The organism is Microbacterium meiriae (genome assembly GCF_032364335.1).
Lineage (GTDB): Bacteria > Actinomycetota > Actinomycetes > Actinomycetales > Microbacteriaceae > Microbacterium > Microbacterium meiriae.
The window spans coordinates 2,816,146-2,834,569 of record NZ_CP133984.1 but is presented as its reverse complement, the minus strand read 5'-3'; the positions used below and the strand labels follow the sequence as shown (position 1 = coordinate 2,834,569).

19 protein-coding genes and 1 tRNA gene are annotated in these 18,424 nt (G+C 71.2%); 12 read left to right on the top strand and 8 right to left on the bottom strand.

Annotation, left to right across the window (positions count from 1 at the left end):
* Positions 1-56 precede the first annotated feature (56 nt).
* On the bottom strand, positions 57-1,508 hold the full coding sequence (locus tag RI211_RS13820; protein ID WP_315638407.1) for a DUF6421 family protein: 1,452 nt from the start codon (positions 1,506-1,508) through the stop codon (positions 57-59).
* A gap of 72 nt (positions 1,509-1,580) precedes the next feature.
* Here RI211_RS13820 and RI211_RS13815 point away from each other — a divergent pair, with 72 nt between their 5' ends.
* The 3 genes from RI211_RS13815 (at position 1,581) to RI211_RS13805 (ending at position 3,397) form a co-directional block, all read left to right on the top strand.
* Positions 1,581-2,039: an Lrp/AsnC family transcriptional regulator gene (locus RI211_RS13815; protein ID WP_187662305.1), complete on the top strand. Its 459-nt coding sequence runs from the start codon at positions 1,581-1,583 to the stop codon at positions 2,037-2,039.
* A 62-nt stretch (positions 2,040-2,101) separates the two neighbouring features.
* Entirely contained in the window at positions 2,102-2,392 is a 291-nt protein-coding gene (locus RI211_RS13810; protein ID WP_060922391.1) for a DUF4287 domain-containing protein, read from the top strand.
* Between the two features lie 36 nt (positions 2,393-2,428).
* A complete protein-coding gene (locus RI211_RS13805; protein ID WP_315638408.1) occupies positions 2,429-3,397 on the top strand; it encodes a 1,4-dihydroxy-2-naphthoate polyprenyltransferase in 969 nt (322 codons plus the stop codon).
* Between the two features lie 227 nt (positions 3,398-3,624).
* Here the strand turns inward: RI211_RS13805 and RI211_RS13800 are convergent, their stop codons facing one another.
* Together RI211_RS13800 and RI211_RS13795 are read right to left on the bottom strand one after the other, a co-directional pair.
* Positions 3,625-3,915, bottom strand: a complete 291-nt coding sequence (locus tag RI211_RS13800) for a DUF4229 domain-containing protein (RefSeq protein ID WP_259954334.1) — start codon at positions 3,913-3,915, stop codon at positions 3,625-3,627.
* 9 nt (positions 3,916-3,924) lie between these two features.
* The gene (locus RI211_RS13795) at positions 3,925-4,818 is read right to left on the bottom strand and encodes a hypothetical protein (protein WP_315638409.1); all 894 of its coding nucleotides are present in this window, start codon (positions 4,816-4,818) and stop codon (positions 3,925-3,927) included.
* 401 nt (positions 4,819-5,219) lie between these two features.
* Here RI211_RS13795 and RI211_RS13790 point away from each other — a divergent pair, with 401 nt between their 5' ends.
* From RI211_RS13790 to RI211_RS13770, 5 genes are all read left to right on the top strand, one after another.
* A complete protein-coding gene (locus RI211_RS13790; protein WP_315638410.1) occupies positions 5,220-6,200 on the top strand; it encodes a glycosyltransferase family 2 protein in 981 nt (326 codons plus the stop codon).
* Positions 6,197-7,561, top strand: coding sequence for a polysialyltransferase family glycosyltransferase (locus tag RI211_RS13785; RefSeq protein ID WP_315638411.1), 1,365 nt, complete (start codon positions 6,197-6,199; stop codon positions 7,559-7,561). Before RI211_RS13790 ends, RI211_RS13785 begins: the two co-directional genes overlap by 4 nt.
* A gap of 11 nt (positions 7,562-7,572) precedes the next feature.
* Positions 7,573-8,733 carry a cytidylyltransferase domain-containing protein gene (locus RI211_RS13780; protein ID WP_315638412.1) on the top strand — a complete coding sequence of 387 codons (1,161 nt, stop codon included), beginning with the start codon at positions 7,573-7,575 and terminating at the stop codon, positions 8,731-8,733.
* Between the two features lie 93 nt (positions 8,734-8,826).
* The gene (locus tag RI211_RS13775; protein WP_197971849.1) at positions 8,827-9,699 is read left to right on the top strand and encodes an N-acetylneuraminate synthase family protein; all 873 of its coding nucleotides are present in this window, start codon (positions 8,827-8,829) and stop codon (positions 9,697-9,699) included.
* Positions 9,696-11,102 carry a DUF6716 putative glycosyltransferase gene (locus RI211_RS13770; RefSeq protein WP_315638413.1) on the top strand — a complete coding sequence of 469 codons (1,407 nt, stop codon included), beginning with the start codon at positions 9,696-9,698 and terminating at the stop codon, positions 11,100-11,102. Before RI211_RS13775 ends, RI211_RS13770 begins: the two co-directional genes overlap by 4 nt.
* 7 nt (positions 11,103-11,109) lie before the next feature.
* Here RI211_RS13770 and RI211_RS13765 read toward each other — a convergent pair whose 3' ends face one another.
* Positions 11,110-11,937 (bottom strand): SDR family oxidoreductase, encoded by an 828-nt coding sequence (locus RI211_RS13765; protein WP_187664219.1) that lies wholly within the window; start codon positions 11,935-11,937, stop codon positions 11,110-11,112.
* Between the two features lie 220 nt (positions 11,938-12,157).
* Between RI211_RS13765 and RI211_RS13760 the strand changes: the two genes are divergently transcribed.
* Both RI211_RS13760 and arfB read left to right on the top strand, forming a co-directional pair.
* Positions 12,158-12,233: transfer RNA gene (locus tag RI211_RS13760), tRNA-Met, on the top strand.
* Positions 12,234-12,271: 38 nt separating this feature from the next.
* Positions 12,272-12,712, top strand: coding sequence for an alternative ribosome rescue aminoacyl-tRNA hydrolase ArfB (arfB, locus tag RI211_RS13755; RefSeq protein ID WP_187662297.1), 441 nt, complete (start codon positions 12,272-12,274; stop codon positions 12,710-12,712).
* On the opposite strand, the gene RI211_RS13750 is transcribed toward arfB, so the two are convergent.
* Positions 12,678-13,343, bottom strand: a complete 666-nt coding sequence (locus RI211_RS13750) for a TetR/AcrR family transcriptional regulator (protein ID WP_315638414.1) — start codon at positions 13,341-13,343, stop codon at positions 12,678-12,680. The genes arfB and RI211_RS13750 overlap by 35 nt on opposite strands.
* Before the next feature lie 70 nt (positions 13,344-13,413).
* Here RI211_RS13750 and RI211_RS13745 point away from each other — a divergent pair, with 70 nt between their 5' ends.
* On the top strand, positions 13,414-14,697 hold the full coding sequence (locus RI211_RS13745) for an MFS transporter (RefSeq protein ID WP_315638415.1): 1,284 nt from the start codon (positions 13,414-13,416) through the stop codon (positions 14,695-14,697).
* 31 nt (positions 14,698-14,728) lie between these two features.
* Here RI211_RS13745 and RI211_RS13740 read toward each other — a convergent pair whose 3' ends face one another.
* The 3 genes from RI211_RS13740 to RI211_RS13730 form a co-directional block, all read right to left on the bottom strand.
* Entirely contained in the window at positions 14,729-16,801 is a 2,073-nt protein-coding gene (locus tag RI211_RS13740; protein ID WP_315638416.1) for an MprF family protein, read from the bottom strand.
* A 49-nt stretch (positions 16,802-16,850) separates the two neighbouring features.
* Complete coding sequence (locus tag RI211_RS13735) at positions 16,851-17,504, bottom strand: DsbA family protein (protein WP_315638417.1); 654 nt, start codon at positions 17,502-17,504, stop codon at positions 16,851-16,853.
* Between the two features lie 64 nt (positions 17,505-17,568).
* Positions 17,569-17,994, bottom strand: coding sequence for a hypothetical protein (locus RI211_RS13730; protein ID WP_187662293.1), 426 nt, complete (start codon positions 17,992-17,994; stop codon positions 17,569-17,571).
* A 74-nt stretch (positions 17,995-18,068) separates the two neighbouring features.
* On the opposite strand from RI211_RS13730, the gene RI211_RS13725 reads away from it, so the two are divergent.
* Positions 18,069-18,419 carry a PLD nuclease N-terminal domain-containing protein gene (locus tag RI211_RS13725; protein ID WP_101848410.1) on the top strand — a complete coding sequence of 117 codons (351 nt, stop codon included), beginning with the start codon at positions 18,069-18,071 and terminating at the stop codon, positions 18,417-18,419.
* Positions 18,420-18,424: the final 5 nt, after the last annotated feature.

Sequence of the window (18,424 nt, the reverse complement as noted above, 5' to 3'; positions counted from 1 at the left end):
CCGGGTCTCCGGCCGCAGAGGTGGTGCGCCCCAGCGTCACAACGGAGCGGTGCGGATCAGTCGTCCGTGCCGCGGATGCCGACCGTCGACTCGATGACCGGCTTCATCTTCTTGTCGAGCGTCTCGAAGAACATCGAAAGCGGGAACTCGTCGTCCAGGACCGCGTCCGTGTAGCCCTTCGGCGCCCCGGCGAGGATCTCGTCCGACAGTCCGCGGGCCCACTGCGACGCGGGGTGCGGCGTCAGCGTGCTGCGGACCAGCTCGTAGGCGGCGAGCCAGTGCGCGACCTTGGGGCGGTCGATCGAGTGCCAGTACAGGTCGTCGATCGCGTCACCGAGCGCCACGACGGCGTCCGGCACGTTCTCCCAGTCGAAGGCGAGCGCCGTGTCGGTCCAGTGCAGCACGCCGCGCTGGTGCAGCCACGCGAACAGGAGCTGGCCGCCCACCGCGTCGTAGTTGCGCACGCGCGTGCCGGTGATGGCGAAGCGGAAGATGCGGTCGAAGATCACGGCGTACTGCACGAGGTGCGCGTACTCGTGCATCTCCTGCTCGGTCTCCGTGAGCTCTTCGCCCGCGGCGACCCGGGCATCCAGCGCCCGCTCGATCTTCACCGACTCACGGAACGCCGTCATGTCGCAGCGCATCTCTTCCAGCGAGTAGAGGAAGAACGGCATCCGCTGCTTGATCATGAACGGGTCGAAGGGCAGGTCTCCGCGCATGTGGGTGCGGTCGTGGATGATGTCCCACATCACGAAGGTCTTCTCGGCGACCTCCTGGTCCTCCAGCATCGCCGCCGCGCGCTCGGGGAGGTCGAGGTTGGTGATCTCCGAGGCCGCACGGACCACGCGGCGGTAGCGGGCGGCCTCGCGGTCCTGGAAGATCGCGCCCCAGGTGAACGTCGGGATCTCGCGCATGGCGACGGTCTCCGGGAAGAGCACGGCGGAGTTCGTGTCGTAGCCGGGCGTGAAGTCCACGAGCCGAAGCGAGACGAAGAGCTTGTTGCCGTAGTCGCCGGCCTCGAGCGCGGCGATGAACTCCGGCCAGATGGTCTCGACGATGAGCGCCTCGACCAGGCGGTCGCTCGAGCCGTTCTGGGTGTACATCGGGAAGACCACGAGGTGGCGGATGCCGTCGACGCGATGCTGCTGCGGCTGGAAGGCCACGAGCGAGTCGAGGAAGTCTGGCACGCCGAAGCCCTCGGCCGCCCAGCGCTCGAAGTCGGCGATGGAGGCGGAGAGGTACTCCGCGTCGTGGGGGAAGGCGGGGGCGAGGGCCCGGATCGCGGCGGTGATCTCCCCGACGAGCGCGGTCGCCTGGTCCAGGGTCGCCGAGCTCGTCGAAGCGCCAGGGATCGAGCCGTCCTTGATCTGCAGCTCACGGAGGGCGGTCGCGGCCTGCTTGAGCTGCGCCCAGGCGGCGGAGTTCTCCGCGATCGACGCATCCTCGACGACCTCGGGTTCGCCGACGACGGCCTGAACAGCGGAACTGTTGGCGGAAACGAGGGACATCGGAACCTCCGATCGCAGTGAAAAACGGAAAGATTCCGGTGATAACGGAATCCTGACGATAATCTTACAGCTATGGATGATTCTGTCGACCGTGCGATCCTGGCGACCATCTCCCGTGACGGGAGGGCGACGCTGTCCCAGCTCTCCGAGGCCGTCGGGCTGTCCGTGTCGGCGGTGCAGTCCCGGTTGCGGCGACTCGAGACCCGCGGCGTCATCACCGGCTACCGGGCGATCCTGGACCCGGAGCAGGCGGGGACTCCGCTGTCCGCCTTCATCGAGATCACGCCGCTCGATCCGGCCCAGCCCGACAACGCCCCCGAGCTCCTGGAGCACCTCGACGCGATCGAGGCGTGTCACTCCATCGCCGGGGACGCGAGCTACATGCTGTTCGTCCGCGTACCGACGCCGCGCGACCTGGAACAGCTCGTCCGCGACGTCCGGCTCGCGGCGAACGTGAGCACGCGCACGACCGTGGTCCTGCAGACCTACTACGAGCACCGGCCCATCATCCCGGTCGCGTCCGCCGAGTAGACCGGGCGACGTGGGATCATCATCCAGACGTTCCTCGACGGGGACGGAGAGTGGAGAGAACCATGTCCTTCCAGGCATACCTCGACAAGGTCGAGACCCAGACCGGCCTCACGCCGCGGCAGTTCATCGCCCTCGCCCACGAGCAGGGGTTCGACGAGAGCACGAAGTCCACCGTCGTCCTCAACTGGCTCAAGCAGGAGTACGGGCTCGGTCACGGCCACGCGCAGGCCATGGTCCACGTCATCCTCAAGGGGCCGAAGATCAGCGACAAACACGTCGGCACGACCGGGGCGCACGCCGACAAGACCGACGAGCTCTGGCTCGACGGCAAGGACAGCAACCCGCACCGCTGAGCTCGCCGCCTCGCCGCGACGACTAGGATTCCGTGGGTGGCAGCATCCTCCCAGCGCAAGAAGAAGTCCGGTCGGCGCACCCCGCCGCGCGCCAGCGGAAACCCGGCCAAGCGGCCGGTCGTCGAAGCGGGTCCCGTGACGATCGGCGACTGGATCGGTGCGGCGCGTCTGCGCACGCTGCCCCTCGCGATCGCCCCCGTCGTCATCGGTACGGGAGCCGCACGCAGCACGGGTCCGGAGTTCCACTGGGTGATCGCGCTCGCGTGCCTCGCTGTGGCGGTCCTGCTGCAGATCGGCGTGAACTTCACCAATGACTACAGCGACGGCATCCGCGGCACCGACGCCCATCGGGTCGGCCCGGCGCGGCTCACGGCCTCCGGCCGCGTGAAGCCGCGCACGGTGCTCGTCATCGGCCTCGTCTTCTTCGCGCTCGCCGCCGTGGTCGGTGTGGCGATCGTCGTCCGCACCGAACAGTGGTGGATGCTCGCGGTCGGCGCGGCCTGCATCGTCGCCGCGTGGTTCTACACCGGCGGGAAGAGGCCCTACGGGTACTACGGCCTCGGCGAGGTCTTCGTCTTCGTGTTCTTCGGGCTCGTGGCCACCCTCGGTACCACGTGGGTGCAGGTCTTCATGCTCCCGCAGCAGGCCTGGCTGGGAGCGATCGCCGCCGGACTGTTCGCCTGCGCGGTGCTGCTGGCCAACAACCTCCGCGACATCGATCAGGACCGCGAGGTCGGCAAGCGCACCCTGACGGTCCTCATCGGCCGCCGCGCCACGCAGGTCCTCTTCACGCTCTTCGTGCTCGTGCCGTTCGGCATCGCCGTGTTCCTCGCGCTGCTGTTCCCGATCGCCTGGATCGCGCTGCTCGCGCTGCTGGCCGGGCTTCCCGCGATCGTCATCGTCTGGACCTACCGTCAACCGCGGGAACTGGTCATCGCCCTCGCGCTGACGTCGCTCACCTCGCTGCTCTACGCCGGCGCCCTGTTCTGGGCCTTCGCCGGCTGACTCCGCTCCCCGTCTCCCGTCCCCGGTGACCCCCGCACAGGGGGCCGAGATGTCGGTCGAACCTATGGCTTAGCCGAGAGTTTTGAGACCGAGTCCAACAATGGAGGCGCGGACAGGGCTGGTCACGACTTCGGAGACGGTGGACGACACGCCGCGTTGATGACCGCGCGGGCGGCGTGCCGCGGCGGATCTCCGAAGTTGTGCGCGGGTGCGCGAGGCGGAAAGCGTCAGGGGCGCTCGTCGGGGGAGCGGTCGACGAGCTCGTCTTCGGCGTCGGCGTCGGCCTGCTGTCCGGAGACCTTGCCCTGCCGGCGCTCGTGCAGGCGGGCGGAGGCGTCCGAGAGCGGGGTGCGCAGGAAGAGCATCGAGATGCTCGCGCCGATGAGGGCGGCGAAGATCGCGGCGAGCCACCAGAACTCGCGGAAGATCGGGAAGAAGAACCACAGGATGGCCAGCGGGACGAGGAACGCCAGCAGGCGCAGCACGGTGTAGACGAGGAGGGGGGCGGGCTTCTTCACCCCCTCAGTCTACGTTCGCGGTCCCGTGGCCCCGCCGGGAACCCGGAGCCCGAGGCTGACGAAGGGGATGCCCCGCACCACGCGCCGCCACGGATGCTCACCCAGCGTCCACAGCAGCTCGTCGTCGGGGTCGAGGGCAAGATCCTCGCAGCCGACGGGCAGAGCCATCGGGTGCCGGGTGAGCGCATCGTGGCCGCCGGACCACAGCACCCCGGGCCGGAGGTGATCGGACTGCGAGACGAGGTAGCGGTCACCCCACCGCACGGCTCCCTGCATGTGCCGGACGCCCGGAGTGAAGCGCTCGAGTTCGACGAAGCCGTCGTCGGGTCCGAGGGGGATGGTGAACTCGCCGACCGCTCCCGTCTCCTGGCCGCGGTATTCGCCGATGAGCACGCGGGGGAGTGGGGTCCCGTCCGCGTCGAACACCCGACCGAGGAAGGAGCATCGGAGGGCGACGGGGTGGCGGCGGGTCCTGACCGCGACCACGGCCGTCCGCCGGTCGCGGCGCCGTCGACCGCCGCGCACCCGCTGGGCATCGGTGCTGTGCACCCGCCGGAGCGCACCGAGGTCGAACTCCCAGATGCCCTGCCCGGTGGCGGCCGCGAACAGGCGGTCGCCGAACCAGGCGAGTCCTCCCGCATGGATCGGTGCGGGTTGCAGGACGCCGTCGTCGTCGGCGACGGCCAGCACGATGTCGAGGCGGCGGGCGCGTTCGCGATCCACGAGGGTCACGCGCGAGGCGAGGTGGCGCCCCGACGGGTCCTGGCGGAACCAGCTCACCGCGAGAGCGCGTCGTCCGCGGCGCTCGCCGACGTCGATGCCCTGGGGGTACCAGCGCTGGGTCCACGACCGTGCCGTGAGCCAGCGCAACTCGATGCCTCCGACGCGCTGGCGCCGCCACATCGGGCGCCATATCGTGCTCCAGGGCCACCGCATCCGTCCATCGTCGCCGATCCGGAGGCTCGGCGCGAATTTTCACGGATTGACCTAGGCCGATTCGCGCGATCGAACAGACGGTTGTATCGTGTTACGTGTTGAGTGCTGATCTTCATGGAGTCGCTCTCGACGACGCCTCGCGGTTCGCTGGTGGGGGCCAGTACCGCCGCGGGGTGGCCGTCGCCTCACGGTGACGGTTCACCGGGTGTTCGCATCCGGCAGTGCAACGCACTGGGGGTGTGGCTCGTTCGGGTGCGGGCCACACCTCAGCGTTCACCTCGCGCGTCACCGGACGTTCACCGCACGGTCGCTCTCCGGCCACCGTCGCCTGCCACGATGACGAGCCCATCGCCCACTCCGGGAGCTCCGTGCGCACGCCCCTCGTCACCGTCATCCTGCCTGCGAAGGACGCCGGCCCGTACATCGGAACCACCCTCGAGACGCTCACCCGGCAGTTCGACGATCCCGCCGCTCTGAAGCTCGTGGCCATCGACGACGGCTCCCGCGACGAGACCGGCGCGCTCATGGCGCACTATGCGGAGCGGTTCCCGCACGCCCAGGTGCTGCGGAACGCCGAGCCGCGCGGGCTGGCGTCGGCACGCAACCAGGGGCTCGCCCACGTCGAGGGCGAGGCGTTCTGCTTCGTCGACGGGGACGACTGGATGCAGCCGCAGCGCCTCGCGGTCCTCGCCGCGCGCCTGCGAGAGCTCCGGTGCGACTTCCTCCGGACGGATCATGTCACCGTCACCGGGATGCGGCGTGCGCTCGTCCGGGCTCCGTATCCGTGGAGGGAGCGGGTCCTACCACCCCGGGAGGCGATCCTTCCGGTCGATGAGCCGAGCATGGTGGACTACCCCTTCGCCTGGGCGGGACTCCTGCACCGCCGTGTGCTCGACCGTGGGCTCGCCGCGTTCCCCTCCGGCCTCTTCACGGCCGAGGACCGCCCGTGGATCTGGCGCCTGCATCTGGACGCGGCCTCTTTCGCCGTGGTGGACGCCCCGGCGCTGCTCTACCGCCGAGGCGTCGAGACGTCGCTCACGCAGGTGCACGATCGCCGCCAGCTCGACTTCGCCCCCGCGCTGGCGGAGGTGATCGAGCTCGTCCGGACGGACCGCGATGCCGACCGCTTCCTCCCGAAGGCCGTCTGGACCGCGCTCGCCCTCAGCGCGCATCACCTGGTGCGCTCGCGGCGCATGGCGCCACCCGTGCGTCGCGAGATGCGGAGGCGGATCCGCGCGCTGCTGCACGACCTCCCGGCGGCGGAGGTCGCCACGGTGCTCGCCCGGCTCGATGGTCCGCGACGTCGGGTGCTCGCGCGCAGCCTGCGCGGCGGAGGCCACGCGACATGACCCGCCTCTTCGCCCTGCACAGCGCCTACGGGCTCGCGACCGCGGCCGCCGCGATCGATGCGGGCCTGCTCGACGCGGGCTCCGGCGCGGGCGCTCACGCCCCGGAGCGGGTGCTCGTGCCGTTCACCTCGTCGCGGGTCCCGGAGACGGTCGTCGGCATCGACACGGATCCGGGGCTGCACTCCCTCCGCGGCCGGTTCCATCGTGTCGAGCCGTTGGCCGACGTGCTGGGACCCCTGCATCCGAGCGCCTGGGAACCCGCGGACGCCGACCTCCCGGTGCTGGGGCGGCTTCTCGCGCGAGCGTGGCGGCTCGACCCGCGGGAGATCGAGCTGTTCGTGCAGAGCCCCCAGGTCGCACCGGCCCGTACTCTCCTCTCCGTGTTCCCCGAGGCGCGGGTGACCATCGTCGGCGACGGCCTCATGACCTACGCGCCGATGCGGGTACGGCTGCCGCACGCGGTCACGGCGCGGATCGAACGGGTCGTGTACGCCGACGTGGTGCCCGGCGTCCGTCCGTTGGTGGCCTCTCCGCACGCGGTGGTGGTCCCGGTGCCTCCGGAGCCCTTCGCGACAGCGCTGCAGGAGACGGGAGAGTCGTCGCAAGGGTCGACCGCCGCAGGACCGGCGACCGTGCTCGTGCTGGGACAGTACCTCGCTGCCCTCGGTCTGATGACCGCGACGGAGGAGGTCGCGCTCCAGCAGCGTCTGGTCGACCGGGCGGCGGAAGAGCTCCCGGAGCGGATCGTCTTCAAGCCCCATCCCGCAGCACCGCCGCAGCTCGCCCACGCCGTGCGCGCTCATGTGGAGAGTCGCGGTCTGGCGTTCGTGGAGGACCGCGGTCGTCTGCCTGCCGAACTCCTGGCGGAGCGCCTCGACGCGCGCGCCGTCGTGGCGACCTTCTCGACGGCTCTGCCCACGGTCCGCACCCTGTTCGGGCGGAGGATCGGCGCCGCGGGCGCGACGGAGCTGCTCCGCACCCTGACCCCGGTGGAGAACAGCAACCGCATCCCCCTGACGATCGTCGATGCGCTCACACGGACACTCTCCCCCTACGCCGATCCGGATCGGTTGCAGCTCCTCGTGGACGCGGTGGGCTACACGATGCAGCCGGAGATCGCGGGGCACCTTCGAGCCAGGGCGGAGGAGCTGCTGGACGGCTTCGACCACGAGGAGCGTCGGCGGTACTTCGCACCGGAGCGGCTGACCGCGCTCGCCCTCCCCGGGGGGTCGGCGCCGCGGGGCGTGCACCGCCTGCTGGCTCCGCGCGGCGGCGTGGGACGGATAGAGGAATGGCGGCTGACCGCTGTCGGCGCCCGACGCCGCGTGGGCCGTGCCTGGCGGGAGATCCGCGGACGATGAGGAGACATGACATGGACGAGCGCCTGCAGACGACGGTGGCGATCATCCCCGCGCGGGGCGGATCGAAGCAGATCCCGCGGAAGAACCTCGAGCGTGTGGGAGGTGTCCCCCTCGTCGCCAGAGCCGTGCACGCCGCGCGGGCGGCGGCGTGCTTCGACCTCGTGATCGTCTCGACCGACGACGACGAGATCGCTGTGGCGGCCGAGGAGGCGGGCGCGCGGGTGATCCGGCGGCCGGCCGAGCTCTCCGGAGACACCGCGACCTCGGAGGCGGCGATCCTCCATGCGCTCGATGAGCTGGAGCGCGAGGGTGAGCGGTTCGAGGTCGTCGCGTTCCTGCAGGCCACCTCGCCCTTCCTCCCGAGCGCCGCGCTGGCCGATGCCGTCGCCGAGGTGCAGCAGGGAGAGTCCGACAGCGTCTTCTCCGCCGTCGAGACCTACGGTTTCCTCTGGCGCCGGGGAGCCGACGGCACGGCCGAGGCGATCAACCACGAGGCCGGCCACCGCCCTCGCCGCCAGGACCGAGAGCCGCACTATCTGGAGACCGGAGCCTTCTACGTGTTCCGGGTCGACGGATTCCGCACCCACCGCCACCGCTTCTTCGGGCGGATCGGGATCGCCCCCGTGTCCGAGGAGACCGCGATCGAGATCGACGATGCCGCGCAGCTTCAGGCCGCACGGGCCCTTGCCGTTCTGCATGAGAGCCCGGTGGGGATCCCCGTCCGCGCCGTGGTCACCGACTTCGACGGCGTGCATACCGACGACACGGCGATCATCGACGCGGATGGCGGAGAGCGGGTGCGGGTCAGCCGGGAGGACGGGATGGGCGTCTCGCTCCTGCGGCGGGCGGGGGTGCCGATGCTGATCCTCTCTACCGAGGTGAACTCCGTGGTGCGAGCCCGAGCCGACAAGCTCCGCGTCCCCGTCCTGCACGGGATCGCCGACAAGGAGGCCGCGCTGCGGCAGTGGGCGCAGGCGCAGGATGTGGCGCTCGCCGACATCGCCTACCTCGGCAACGACGTCAACGACCTTCCCGCCATGCGGGTCGTGGGCTGGCCGGTCGCCGTCGCGAACGCCCACCCGCTCGTCCGTGCGGAGGCGCGCGTCGTGCTGGGGAGGCGAGGCGGGGACGGGGCCGTGCGGGAGCTCGTCGAACGGGTGTTGTCGAGCTGACCGCCCCCGGTAACCGTCCGGTCGATCGGTGTTCACCCGCGGCCCGTACTCAGGAAGGACGGGGTGGTTGACCGTTCGACGACCGGAGGAATCATGACTGTCAGCATCGGATCGCACGTGATCGGCGGCGGCCGTCCCGCCTACGTCATCGCGGAGATCGGCCTCAACCACAACGGCGACGTCGACATCGCCAAGCGCCTCATCGACGTCGCGGCCCGAGCCGGCGCGGACGCGGTGAAGTTCCAGAAGCGCACGCCCGAGATCTCCACCCCGGAGCACATGCGCGACGTGCCGCGGGAGACGCCGTGGGGCACCATGAGCTACCTCGACTACCGGCGCCGAGTGGAGTTCGGCCGCGACGAGTACGTCGAGATCGGCGACCACGCGACGATGCAGGGCCTGGACTGGTTCGCCTCGCCGTGGGACGTGCCGAGCGTCGCCTTCCTCGAAGACCTCAACGTCGTGGCGCACAAGGTCGCGTCGGCGAGTCTGACCGACACCGAGCTGCTCGTCGCGCTGCGCGAGACCGGGAAGCCGGTCATCCTCTCGACGGGCATGTCCACCATGGAGCAGATCGACCGCGCGCTGGACACGCTCGGCACCGACCGTGTCGTCCTCATGCACGCGACCTCGACCTATCCGCTCGAGCCCGAGGAGGCGAACCTGCGGGTGATCGCGACCCTGCGGGACCGCTATCCGGGGATCCCGGTCGGCTATTCGGGACACGAGCGCGGCCTGCAGATCTCCCTCGCCGCGGTCGCGATGGGAGCCGTCGCCGTGGAGCGCCACATCACCCTGGACCGGACGATGTGGGGTTCTGATCACGCCGCATCCCTGGAGCCCGGGGGCCTGGAACACCTGGTCCGCGACATCCGTGTCATCGAGAGCGCGGTGGGCGACGGCGTCAAGCGCGTCTTCGACAGCGAGCGGGCGCCGATGGCGAAGCTCCGCCGCGTGCCCGCATGACCGCCGGCGCCGGGATGCGCGTCGTCGCCATCGCGGACGCCGACTCGTTCGTGAAGTGGGCGGCATCGTTGCTGGGGGCCGTGCCCGACCTGCGATCGCAGCTCCTGCTGGTGCGCTCGCCGCTGACGGTGAGCGCCGCGCAGCAGGATGCGGCGCTGGCGGGCACCGGCTTCGGCGCCGCCGACGTCACCCGGCTCGACTTCGAGCGCGTGGCCGGATGGCTCGAAGTCCAGCGCCCGGACGTGGTGCTGCTCGCCGGCCGGGGACCGTTCGTCCGCCTCCTGGGCCGAGTCGTCGATGCATTGCCCCATCGTCCGGTGACCGTCTCGGGGCTCCCCGGCATGGCGATCCCCGCCCAGCGCGGGGCGCTCGACTACCGGCGACACACCGACCTGCTGATCGTGCACTCGCACCGCGAGCGCCGTGCCTTCGCCGAGCTCGGCGAGCGCATCGGGGTGCGGACGCCGCTCGCTCTGGCGACCCTGCCCTTCGCGCGGGGTCGCGAGCGGTGGAGTGGCAGCCGTCTCCGGGAGTCCGCGGCGGCCGGAGTGCTCTCCGGGGGTGCGGGCGGCATCGCTCTGGCGGAACGTCCTGTCGACGGAACACCCGCGGCGGTCCGTCGGCCCGGGGCGACGGACGTCGTCTTCGCCGCGCAGGCCCTCGTGCCCCGACGGCCGGAGGAGCGCGCAGCGATCGCCGCCATTCTCGTGCGCGCCGCGGAGGCCGATCCGTCGCGCCGGGTGGTCGTCAAGGTGCGGTCCCGGCCGGGGGAGGCCGAGACCCACCTCGACCGTGATCCGTACACCCGTCTCTTCACGGCGGGCCGCCCGGCGAACCTCGTGTTCTCGCACGCGCCGATGGCGACCGCGCTCGAGTCCGCCGCCGGTCTGGTCACGGTGAGCTCGACGGCGGCGGTCGAGGCGCTGGCCCACGGGGTCCCCGTGATCGCGCTCGACCGCTTCGGGGTGCACAAGAGTCTCCTCAACACGGTCTTCATCGGCAGCGGTCTGCTGGGCGGCGCGGGCGAGGTCGTCGCCGGCCGGTTCCGCCACCCGCACCCGTCCTGGCTCCGCGACAACTACTTCCACCCGGAGGTGGAGGCGGACTGGTGGGATCGGGTGCAGGAGCTCGTGGCGCTGCGTCGGGCCGGGGCCCTGCCGCATCGACGGGTGCCCGCGGCCCGGGGCGGGGCGCTGCACGAGGCCTGGCATCGCGCGAGCGTGCTCGGCCGCGCGGACCGCTCCCTCACCGGCCGCCTCGCGCTCGCCGCAGGCGTGCCTGCGACGCATGCGCTCTCCGCCCTGCGTTCGGGCCGCCGCCGGTCCGCCCAGGACACCTGGGCGGACCCGACCACGGACTACACGCTCGAACCGAACCCGTTCCGGGACTCGATCCGCCGCTGACCTGCGCTCAGACCGTGCGCCAGTCGTGGCTCTCGATCGCCGCGCCCGCCTGCGGTCCCATCTGCAGCATGCCGCCGTCGATCACGACCGAGGCCCCCGAGATGTAGGCGGCCTCCGGCGAGGCGAGGAAGGCGATCAGCGCAGCGACCTCGCGGGCATCGCCAGGGCGTCCGAGCGGGATGCCGGGGCGGTCCTCGGCGTGCGGGTCGGTGTCCGTCTGCCCGGTCATCGGGGTCGCGATCTCACCCGGGGCGACGCTGACGGCGCTGATCCCGTACCGGCCGAGCTCGAGCGCGAGGTTCTTCATGAGCCCGCCGAGGCCGTGCTTGGCCGTGTCATACGCGCTCGCCCCCACCATCGGCTGGTGCTCGTGCACGCTGGTGACGGAGATGAGTCGTCCGCCCCGACCTGCGGCGACCATCGACCGGGCGGCCCGCTGCAGGCAGACGAAGGCTCCGGTGAGGTCGGTGTCGAGCACCCGGTTCCACTCGTCGAGCGTCACGTCGAGGAACGGGGTCTGGAGCCCGGCGCCGGCGTTGTTGACGAACACGTCGACGCCGCCGAGCTCCGCGATCAGCCCGTCGATCACGTCGCCGCAGGCGGGGATGTCGGAGACGTCGAGCTGGGTCACCACCGCCCGGGCGCCGTGACTGCGCACCTCGTCCGCGGTCTCCTGGGCCCCGGCCTCGTCGCTGTGCCAGGTGATGCCGACGTCGATGCCCGCCGCGGCGAGGGCCACGGCGGTCGCGCGGCCGATGCCGGAGTCGGCCCCGGTCACGATCGCGCGGCGGGCCTCGGCCTCCAGCCGCGCCTGCGGATCCCCGGCCTCCGCCATCGGCGTCGGGGTCTTGTCGTTGTGCTGAGATTCGGACATGTCGGCCTCCTGCTCGGACGTCATCGGTGCGAGCGACGGTACGGGGAGGGTCGGGAGTGGTCGAACCGGTTGACGACGAGCGGCGGCGACGCTAGCCGTCCTCGTCATCCGGCGACTCATGGTGTTATCCCAGGCAACGGTCCTGGTGGGAAGGATCACGGCCGGGTAACGTCATCCCCATCGCGGCGATCCGGGCGGTCCCGGGCCCCGGCTCATATCCGGAGGCGTTGCGGGTTCGACTCCCGCCGTCGCGTCCACTCGGCGCTCGCGGCCATTCATCCTCGATGATGGAGGCATGCCTTCCGCCCCTCGCCCCGGACTCCGCGTCTCCGCGGGTCTGACGATCCCGGAGGCCGAACTGTCGTGGCGTTTTTCGCGATCGTCGGGGCCGGGCGGTCAGGGCGTGAACACCACGGACTCCCGGGTGGAGCTGGTCTGGGATGCGGCGAACTCCGCGGCCCTGTCGCCGACGCAGCGCGACCGGCTCCGGGAGCGGCTCCGCGGGCGCCTGGTCGACGGTGTGCTGACGATCGCCGCGTCCGAGCACCGCGCGCAGCTGCGCAATCGGGAAGCGGCCAGAGAACGGCTCGCTGCGCTCGTCGCGGAGGCCGTGCGTCCGCCGGCGCCGACGCGGCGGGCGACGAAGCCGAGTCGAGGGTCGAAGGAGCGTCGGCTGACGGCGAAGCATCGCCGCACCGACGTCAAGAGCCTGCGGCGGCGCCCCCGCGAGGACTGAGGTCCGGACCCGTTCGTGCGCTCCGCGAGCCGGCGAGCTGCTCCTCGATAGGGGCCCAGCCGTGTTCGAGAAGGGCCGAGCCGGCGTCGAGCACGCTCTGCTGATCGTCGCTCTCGGTGACGAGGATCTGCATCTGCAGGACGAACCGCGCGTACACGCGGACCTCGGGGGTGGGGGCCGGGATGTCGAGTTCGTCGGCGATGGCCTCGGCGAGCGCGTCCTCGTGGCGCAGCCACATCTTCGACGCGTAGTCCCGGAGCGCCGGCGTCTCGTTCAGGAAGCGCAGGAAGATGCGGGCCACGTCGTCGCCGTGCTCATCGAGGTTGGCGGCGATCTCGGCCGCATAGAAGTCGTGGATGGCCTTGTTGATCGTCACACCGGTCGACCGGCCGCGCACGGCCGAGACGAGGCGGTCGCGCTGCTCGTCGTCCTCGTCGAAGACCAGCGCCTCCTTCTGCGGGAAGTGGGCGAACACGGTGGTGGGGGAGACATCGGCGGCGTCCGCGACTTCGCGGATGCTGACGTTGTCGAACCCGCGCTCCAGGAACATCCGGGTGGCCACGTCGGAGATGTTCTTGCGGGTCGCGGCCTTCTTGCGCTCGCGGCGACCCAGGGGCGGGGGCGTCGTCATGCGGCCACCCTATCGTGCACTGGACCAGAAACTGTATTGACACCAAAACTGGTATCACTACACTTTCGGTATGACTTCACCTCGTTTTCCCGTTTGCGACGCCGGCCGCGCGTGGGTCATGCTCGTCGTCCTGACGATGCTCACGGTCATCGGCATGACCGTCGTCCTGCCCGTGCTGCCGTTCGTCGTGCTGCAGTACGTCGCGCACGAACACGACCTCGCCCTCTGGGTCGGGGTGCTGGAAGCGGTCAACGGGCTGTGCGCCTTCCTCGCCGCACCGCTCCTCGGGCGGCTCTCCGACCGGTTCGGACGACGACCCGTCATCATCGTCGCGGCGTTCGGCGCAGCCTTCTCGATGGCGCTGTTCGGCGTGGGCGGGGCGATCTGGGTGCTCGTGCTCGCCCGTGTCATCCAGGGGCTGACGGCCGGAGACCTCCCTGCCCTGTTCGCCTACCTGGCCGACATCACGCCGCCCGAGAAGCGCGCGCAGCGCTTCGGCCTCCTCGGCGCACTGACCGGCATCGGCACCATGATCGGTCCCGCCATCGGCGGTCTGCTCGCCGCGATCGATCTCCGTCTGCCCGTCTTCCTCACTGCGGCGGTCGGCCTCACGATCGCGATCCTCAGCATCTTCCTGCTGCCGGAGAGCCTGCGACCGGAGAACCGGATCGCCAGGATCGCCCTCCGCGACGTCCAGCCGTTCGGCGTGTTCCGCACCGCCTTCGGCCGCCCCGAGCTCCGCGGGCTGATGATCGCGTTCGCGCTGCTCGCGCTACCGTTCGGGTTCTTCGTGAACAACTTCAGCGTCCTCGCCCTCGACGCCATCCAGTGGGGGCCGACGCAGATCGGCCTGCTCACGGCGGGGGTCGGCATCATCGACATCCTCATCCAGGGGGTGCTGCTGGACTTCCTTCTCCCGCGGATGGGGGAGCGCGGCGTGATCGTCAGCGCCATCGTCGCGCAGGCGATCGGTCTCGCCGGGCTCGCAGTCGTGGCCTCGCTGCTCGCTCAGCCGTGGCTCTTCATCGTCGGTGCGCTGATGCTCGCCGCCGGTCAGGGCGCTGCCCAGGCCGCGATGGACGGCGCGATGTCCAACGCCGTGGGCGACGACGAACAGGGCTGGCTCGGAGGTGCCACCCAGTCCCTCAACGCCGCGATGAGCACCGTCGCCCCGTTGATCGCGGCCGCCCTCTACACCGCTGTCAGCCATGCCGCGCCGTACGGGCTCGGCGTCGGGATCATGGTCGTCGCCGCGCTCGTCGTCGCGCGGGCGCACATCGCGAACACGGCGAAGCGTCCGGCCGCGGAGACTCGGGATGGCGTCGCCGGGGAGGTGGCCGAGGCGCGGGCCTGAGTCCGGCGACGCGCGGGCCCGGGCGCGAGGATCAGTGCTCGCCGCGGACGAGCTCCAGCCCGGCCCCGGCGAACTGCCGCAGCGTGGCGTCGGGGAGGAAGGCCCGGGTGAGCGCTCCGCCGATGCGGGTGAGGTCGCTCTCGTCGCGGAAGAGGAGGTACATGGTCTCGTAGCGGGGGTGGAACTTCTCCTTGAAGCGGTGCAGCGAGCGGAAGCCGTACACGGGCTCGAGCGCATCGGCGAGCCGGTCGCTCAACGCGGCGATCACACCGGCGTCCGGCGGGTAGTCGTGCGCGAGGGGAGCGCCGGAGAGTGACATGAACTCGGCTCCCTCCTCCGAGAACTGCTGTGCGGAGGCGCCGATCAGATACTCCATCACCGGTCCGAAACCGCCCTCGCGGCGCCGCATGAGATCGAGGGTCCAGCCGCGGACCACCCCGCCCTCCCCGTACACGGGCAACCACGAGAGGAACCCGTCGACGTCGCCGTTCGGAGCGATCGCGAGGGCGAGCCGCACCTCGGGGTCCTCCGCCTCCTCCAGGGTTCCCAGGGTGAACCGCATCTCCGGAAGGTCCTTGTCGCCGACCCACGCCTCGGAGATCCCACGGAGCTGCTGACGGAGGCCCCAGGTCTCCGCCGCCAGGTGGGTGAGCCGGAAGGTCATCTGCTCCCGCCCGGCCCGGTTGAGCGATGTGCGCACCGGCTGCCAGCGTTTGCCGGTGAAGGTGAGGCCGGGAAGGTCGACGATCGTGTCGTCCGCCACCACGAGGCTGCGCCAGGTCTCCGGGACCGCGGCCCTCGTCGCCTCGTCCGCGCTGAAGAAGCACGGCACGAGTCCGCCGTCCTCGGCCGTGCGGATGAAGTCGCGCACCGCCGTCACACGGGACTCCGCCGGCCCGATCGGATCGGCGAGGGCCAGGGCGACGCCGTTGCGGCGCTGGTACGCGACGATCCCGCCGTCCACGCGGGCATAGCCGTTGCCCTCCCAGGTCGTCATCCAGGACAGGGTGCCGCCGCCGTGCGCCCGCAGTTCGCGCCGGAGTTCGTCTCCGGTCGGGGCAGGCTGCCGGCCGAGCGCGGTCGAGCGGCGCGCACGGAAAGCCCGGCGTACCGCGATCAGATAGGTGAGCACCAGCGCCCAGAGGATCCCGGTGGCGAGCGTGAGTTCGGTCTCCGCGTCGATCACCGTCTCGAGCTGTGCCTCGCTCGTGAGGATGATGAGGACCAGCACGAGCGTGGCGGCGAGCACGTTGAGCGGGCCGAGGATGACGGCGACGACCCACGCCCAGCGGCGACCGCGCCGCAGGCCGTTCGCGATGAAGAGGATCACCGCGACGTCGATCGCCGTGTCGATGAAACCGCCCGAAGCGGGATCGGTGGGACCGAACGGGCCGTCGGTCGGCACGAGGACCGTGATGATCTCGATGGCCACGAGCGTGAGCACCGCCATCACGGCGATCAGTCGCTGCTCCCGGACCGTGGTGCGCCGCACGCGGAGACTCCGGTCCACGAAGAGGATCAGCAGGACCGCGAACAGGTGCTCGAGGTCGGCCAGCTCTCCCCAGAACATCATCGCGACGAACACGAATCCGAGGAGCACCAGCCACGCGCGCACCCGCCAGGGCGGACGGAACAGGCCGACGGCGGCGGCGATGCAGGCCATGGTCCCGCCGGATGCGCCGACGTCGAGGGCCTGCGCCTGAGTCTGCGCCCACGCCCACGGAAGCTGCGATACGAGGAGGAGGAACAGAGCCGTCGCGAAGATCGCGAAGAGCTGCCCGACCGTGAAGTAGGCGAGGGCGACCCGGGTGCCGCGGCGGTGCTCCAGGTAGCCCATGCCCCAGAACCCGGCGATGGTGAAGAGGTACACCCAGGGTTCGTTGACGAAGAACGTCCCCGTGACCGGCGTCCACCACTTGCCCTCGGCCAGGCTCGGCAGCCCGTAGGCGACGGCGGGGAAGAGCGCCGAGTCCTCGAACGGCCGCCACAGCCCCTGCCAGATCACGCCCGTGAGCAGGACCAGGCCGATCATCGTCAGCGTCGCCGGCGTGGTCCGCAGGGCCCCGAACAGGAGACGGGCCGACGAGGGGCGCTCCGAGGTCATGCGCTCAGCGTAGAGGTGGGGCCGCCGCACGGCGACCCCACCGACGGGGTCACTCGGCGACGGCCGCCGCGATCGCCTCCTCCAGGTCGTTCCACTCGACGAGTTCGACCTTCTCGCCGTCGACGAAGAAGGTCGGGGTGCTGCTCACCCCCAGCCGCTCACCGTCGCGCTTGTCCTGCTGCACGCGGGCGAGGGTGGCGGGGTCCGCGACCGCGGCATCATACGCGGCCATATCGAGCCCGAGCTCCTCGGCGAACGCGCGGAACACCTCCGGCGTCTCCGTCGACTGCTCGCCCCACTGGGCCTGCGTCTCGAACAGACGGTGGAACATCTCCTCGTAGCGGTCCTGCTGTGCGGCGGCCTCGGCGGCCAGCGCGGCCTGCGTCGAGTTCACGTGCCCTGGCAGCGGGAAGTACCGGGTGACGTACCGGATGTCGCCGTCGTAGGTCGCCCGCAGCTCCTCCACGACCGGGTAGAACGCGCCGCAGGCCTCGCACTCGAAGTCGAGGAACTCGACGACCGTGACGGCGTCGGGGCCGCCCTCATCGAGGACGTGGGAGTCGGTGCGGACGGTGGGCAGCTTCTCGCCGGCTTCGGGATCGGGCTTCGCGGGCTGCTGGCTGAGGGCGTAGACGATGCCGGCGACGAGCAGCACGACGGCGACGGCGACGGCGATCAGGGTCGCCTTGACGGGGGTCTTCATGGGGTCTCCAAACACGGGGGATACGACGAGGGGTGCCGCAGACGCGGCCGGGGCCGGCGTCGGATCAGGTGCGGGAGATGGAGAGCTGGACGAGCGAGACCGCGGGGAGGAGCGGGCGAGGGCCGGCGCGGAGGCGTGCGGTCGCCCGGGGCAGGAGACCGCGGAGACGGACGCCGCCGCGGGTGCGCAGGTGCCGGAGGAGCAGGACGAGGGCGACGCAGCAGAGGGCCGCCATTGCGCACGCCGCCGCGTCGGAAGCCAGATCGGCCGAGGGGCCATCGACGATCGGGACTCCGGCTGCCGTGGCGTCGGCGGGCTGCGAGACGCCGGGGGCGAGGCACAGGGTCGCATGCGGATCCACCGACCCGTGGGAGGCCGACCAGGCACCGACGACGAGGAGGAGCGCGAGGCCGACGGCGATCATGATCCGGCTCGGCAGGATCCGCTCGGCGCGCGCTCGCGGCGTCGGGACGGGGGCGAGGGGCGGCATGTCCCGCGCAGTCTAGCAACGAGGCCTTTGCCGTCTCCGGGCCCGACCGGCCCCGACGTGCCTAGACTGGAGGGGTGGCGAGACTACTGATCATCGGCGGCTTCCTCGCCGCCGTGTTCTGGGTGTACAGCATCGTCGACTGCGCCGTGCAGCCGGCGACGCGGCACCGCGGCGTGCCCAAGGCCGCCTGGGTCGCCATCGTCGTCCTCATCCCCGTCATCGGCGGGATCCTCTGGTTCGTCATCGGCCGTCGCCGGGCGAACGACCAGGGTGTGCCGCGCACCGTCGCCCCGGACGACGACCCCGCGTTCCTCCGCAGCATCAGCAAAGCGGAGCAGGACGCCCGGATCCGTCGCCTCGAGGAGGAGCTCGCGCGGCTCGACGAGGAGACCGACGAGCCGCCCGCCGCGGATCCGCGCCCGTGACCTCG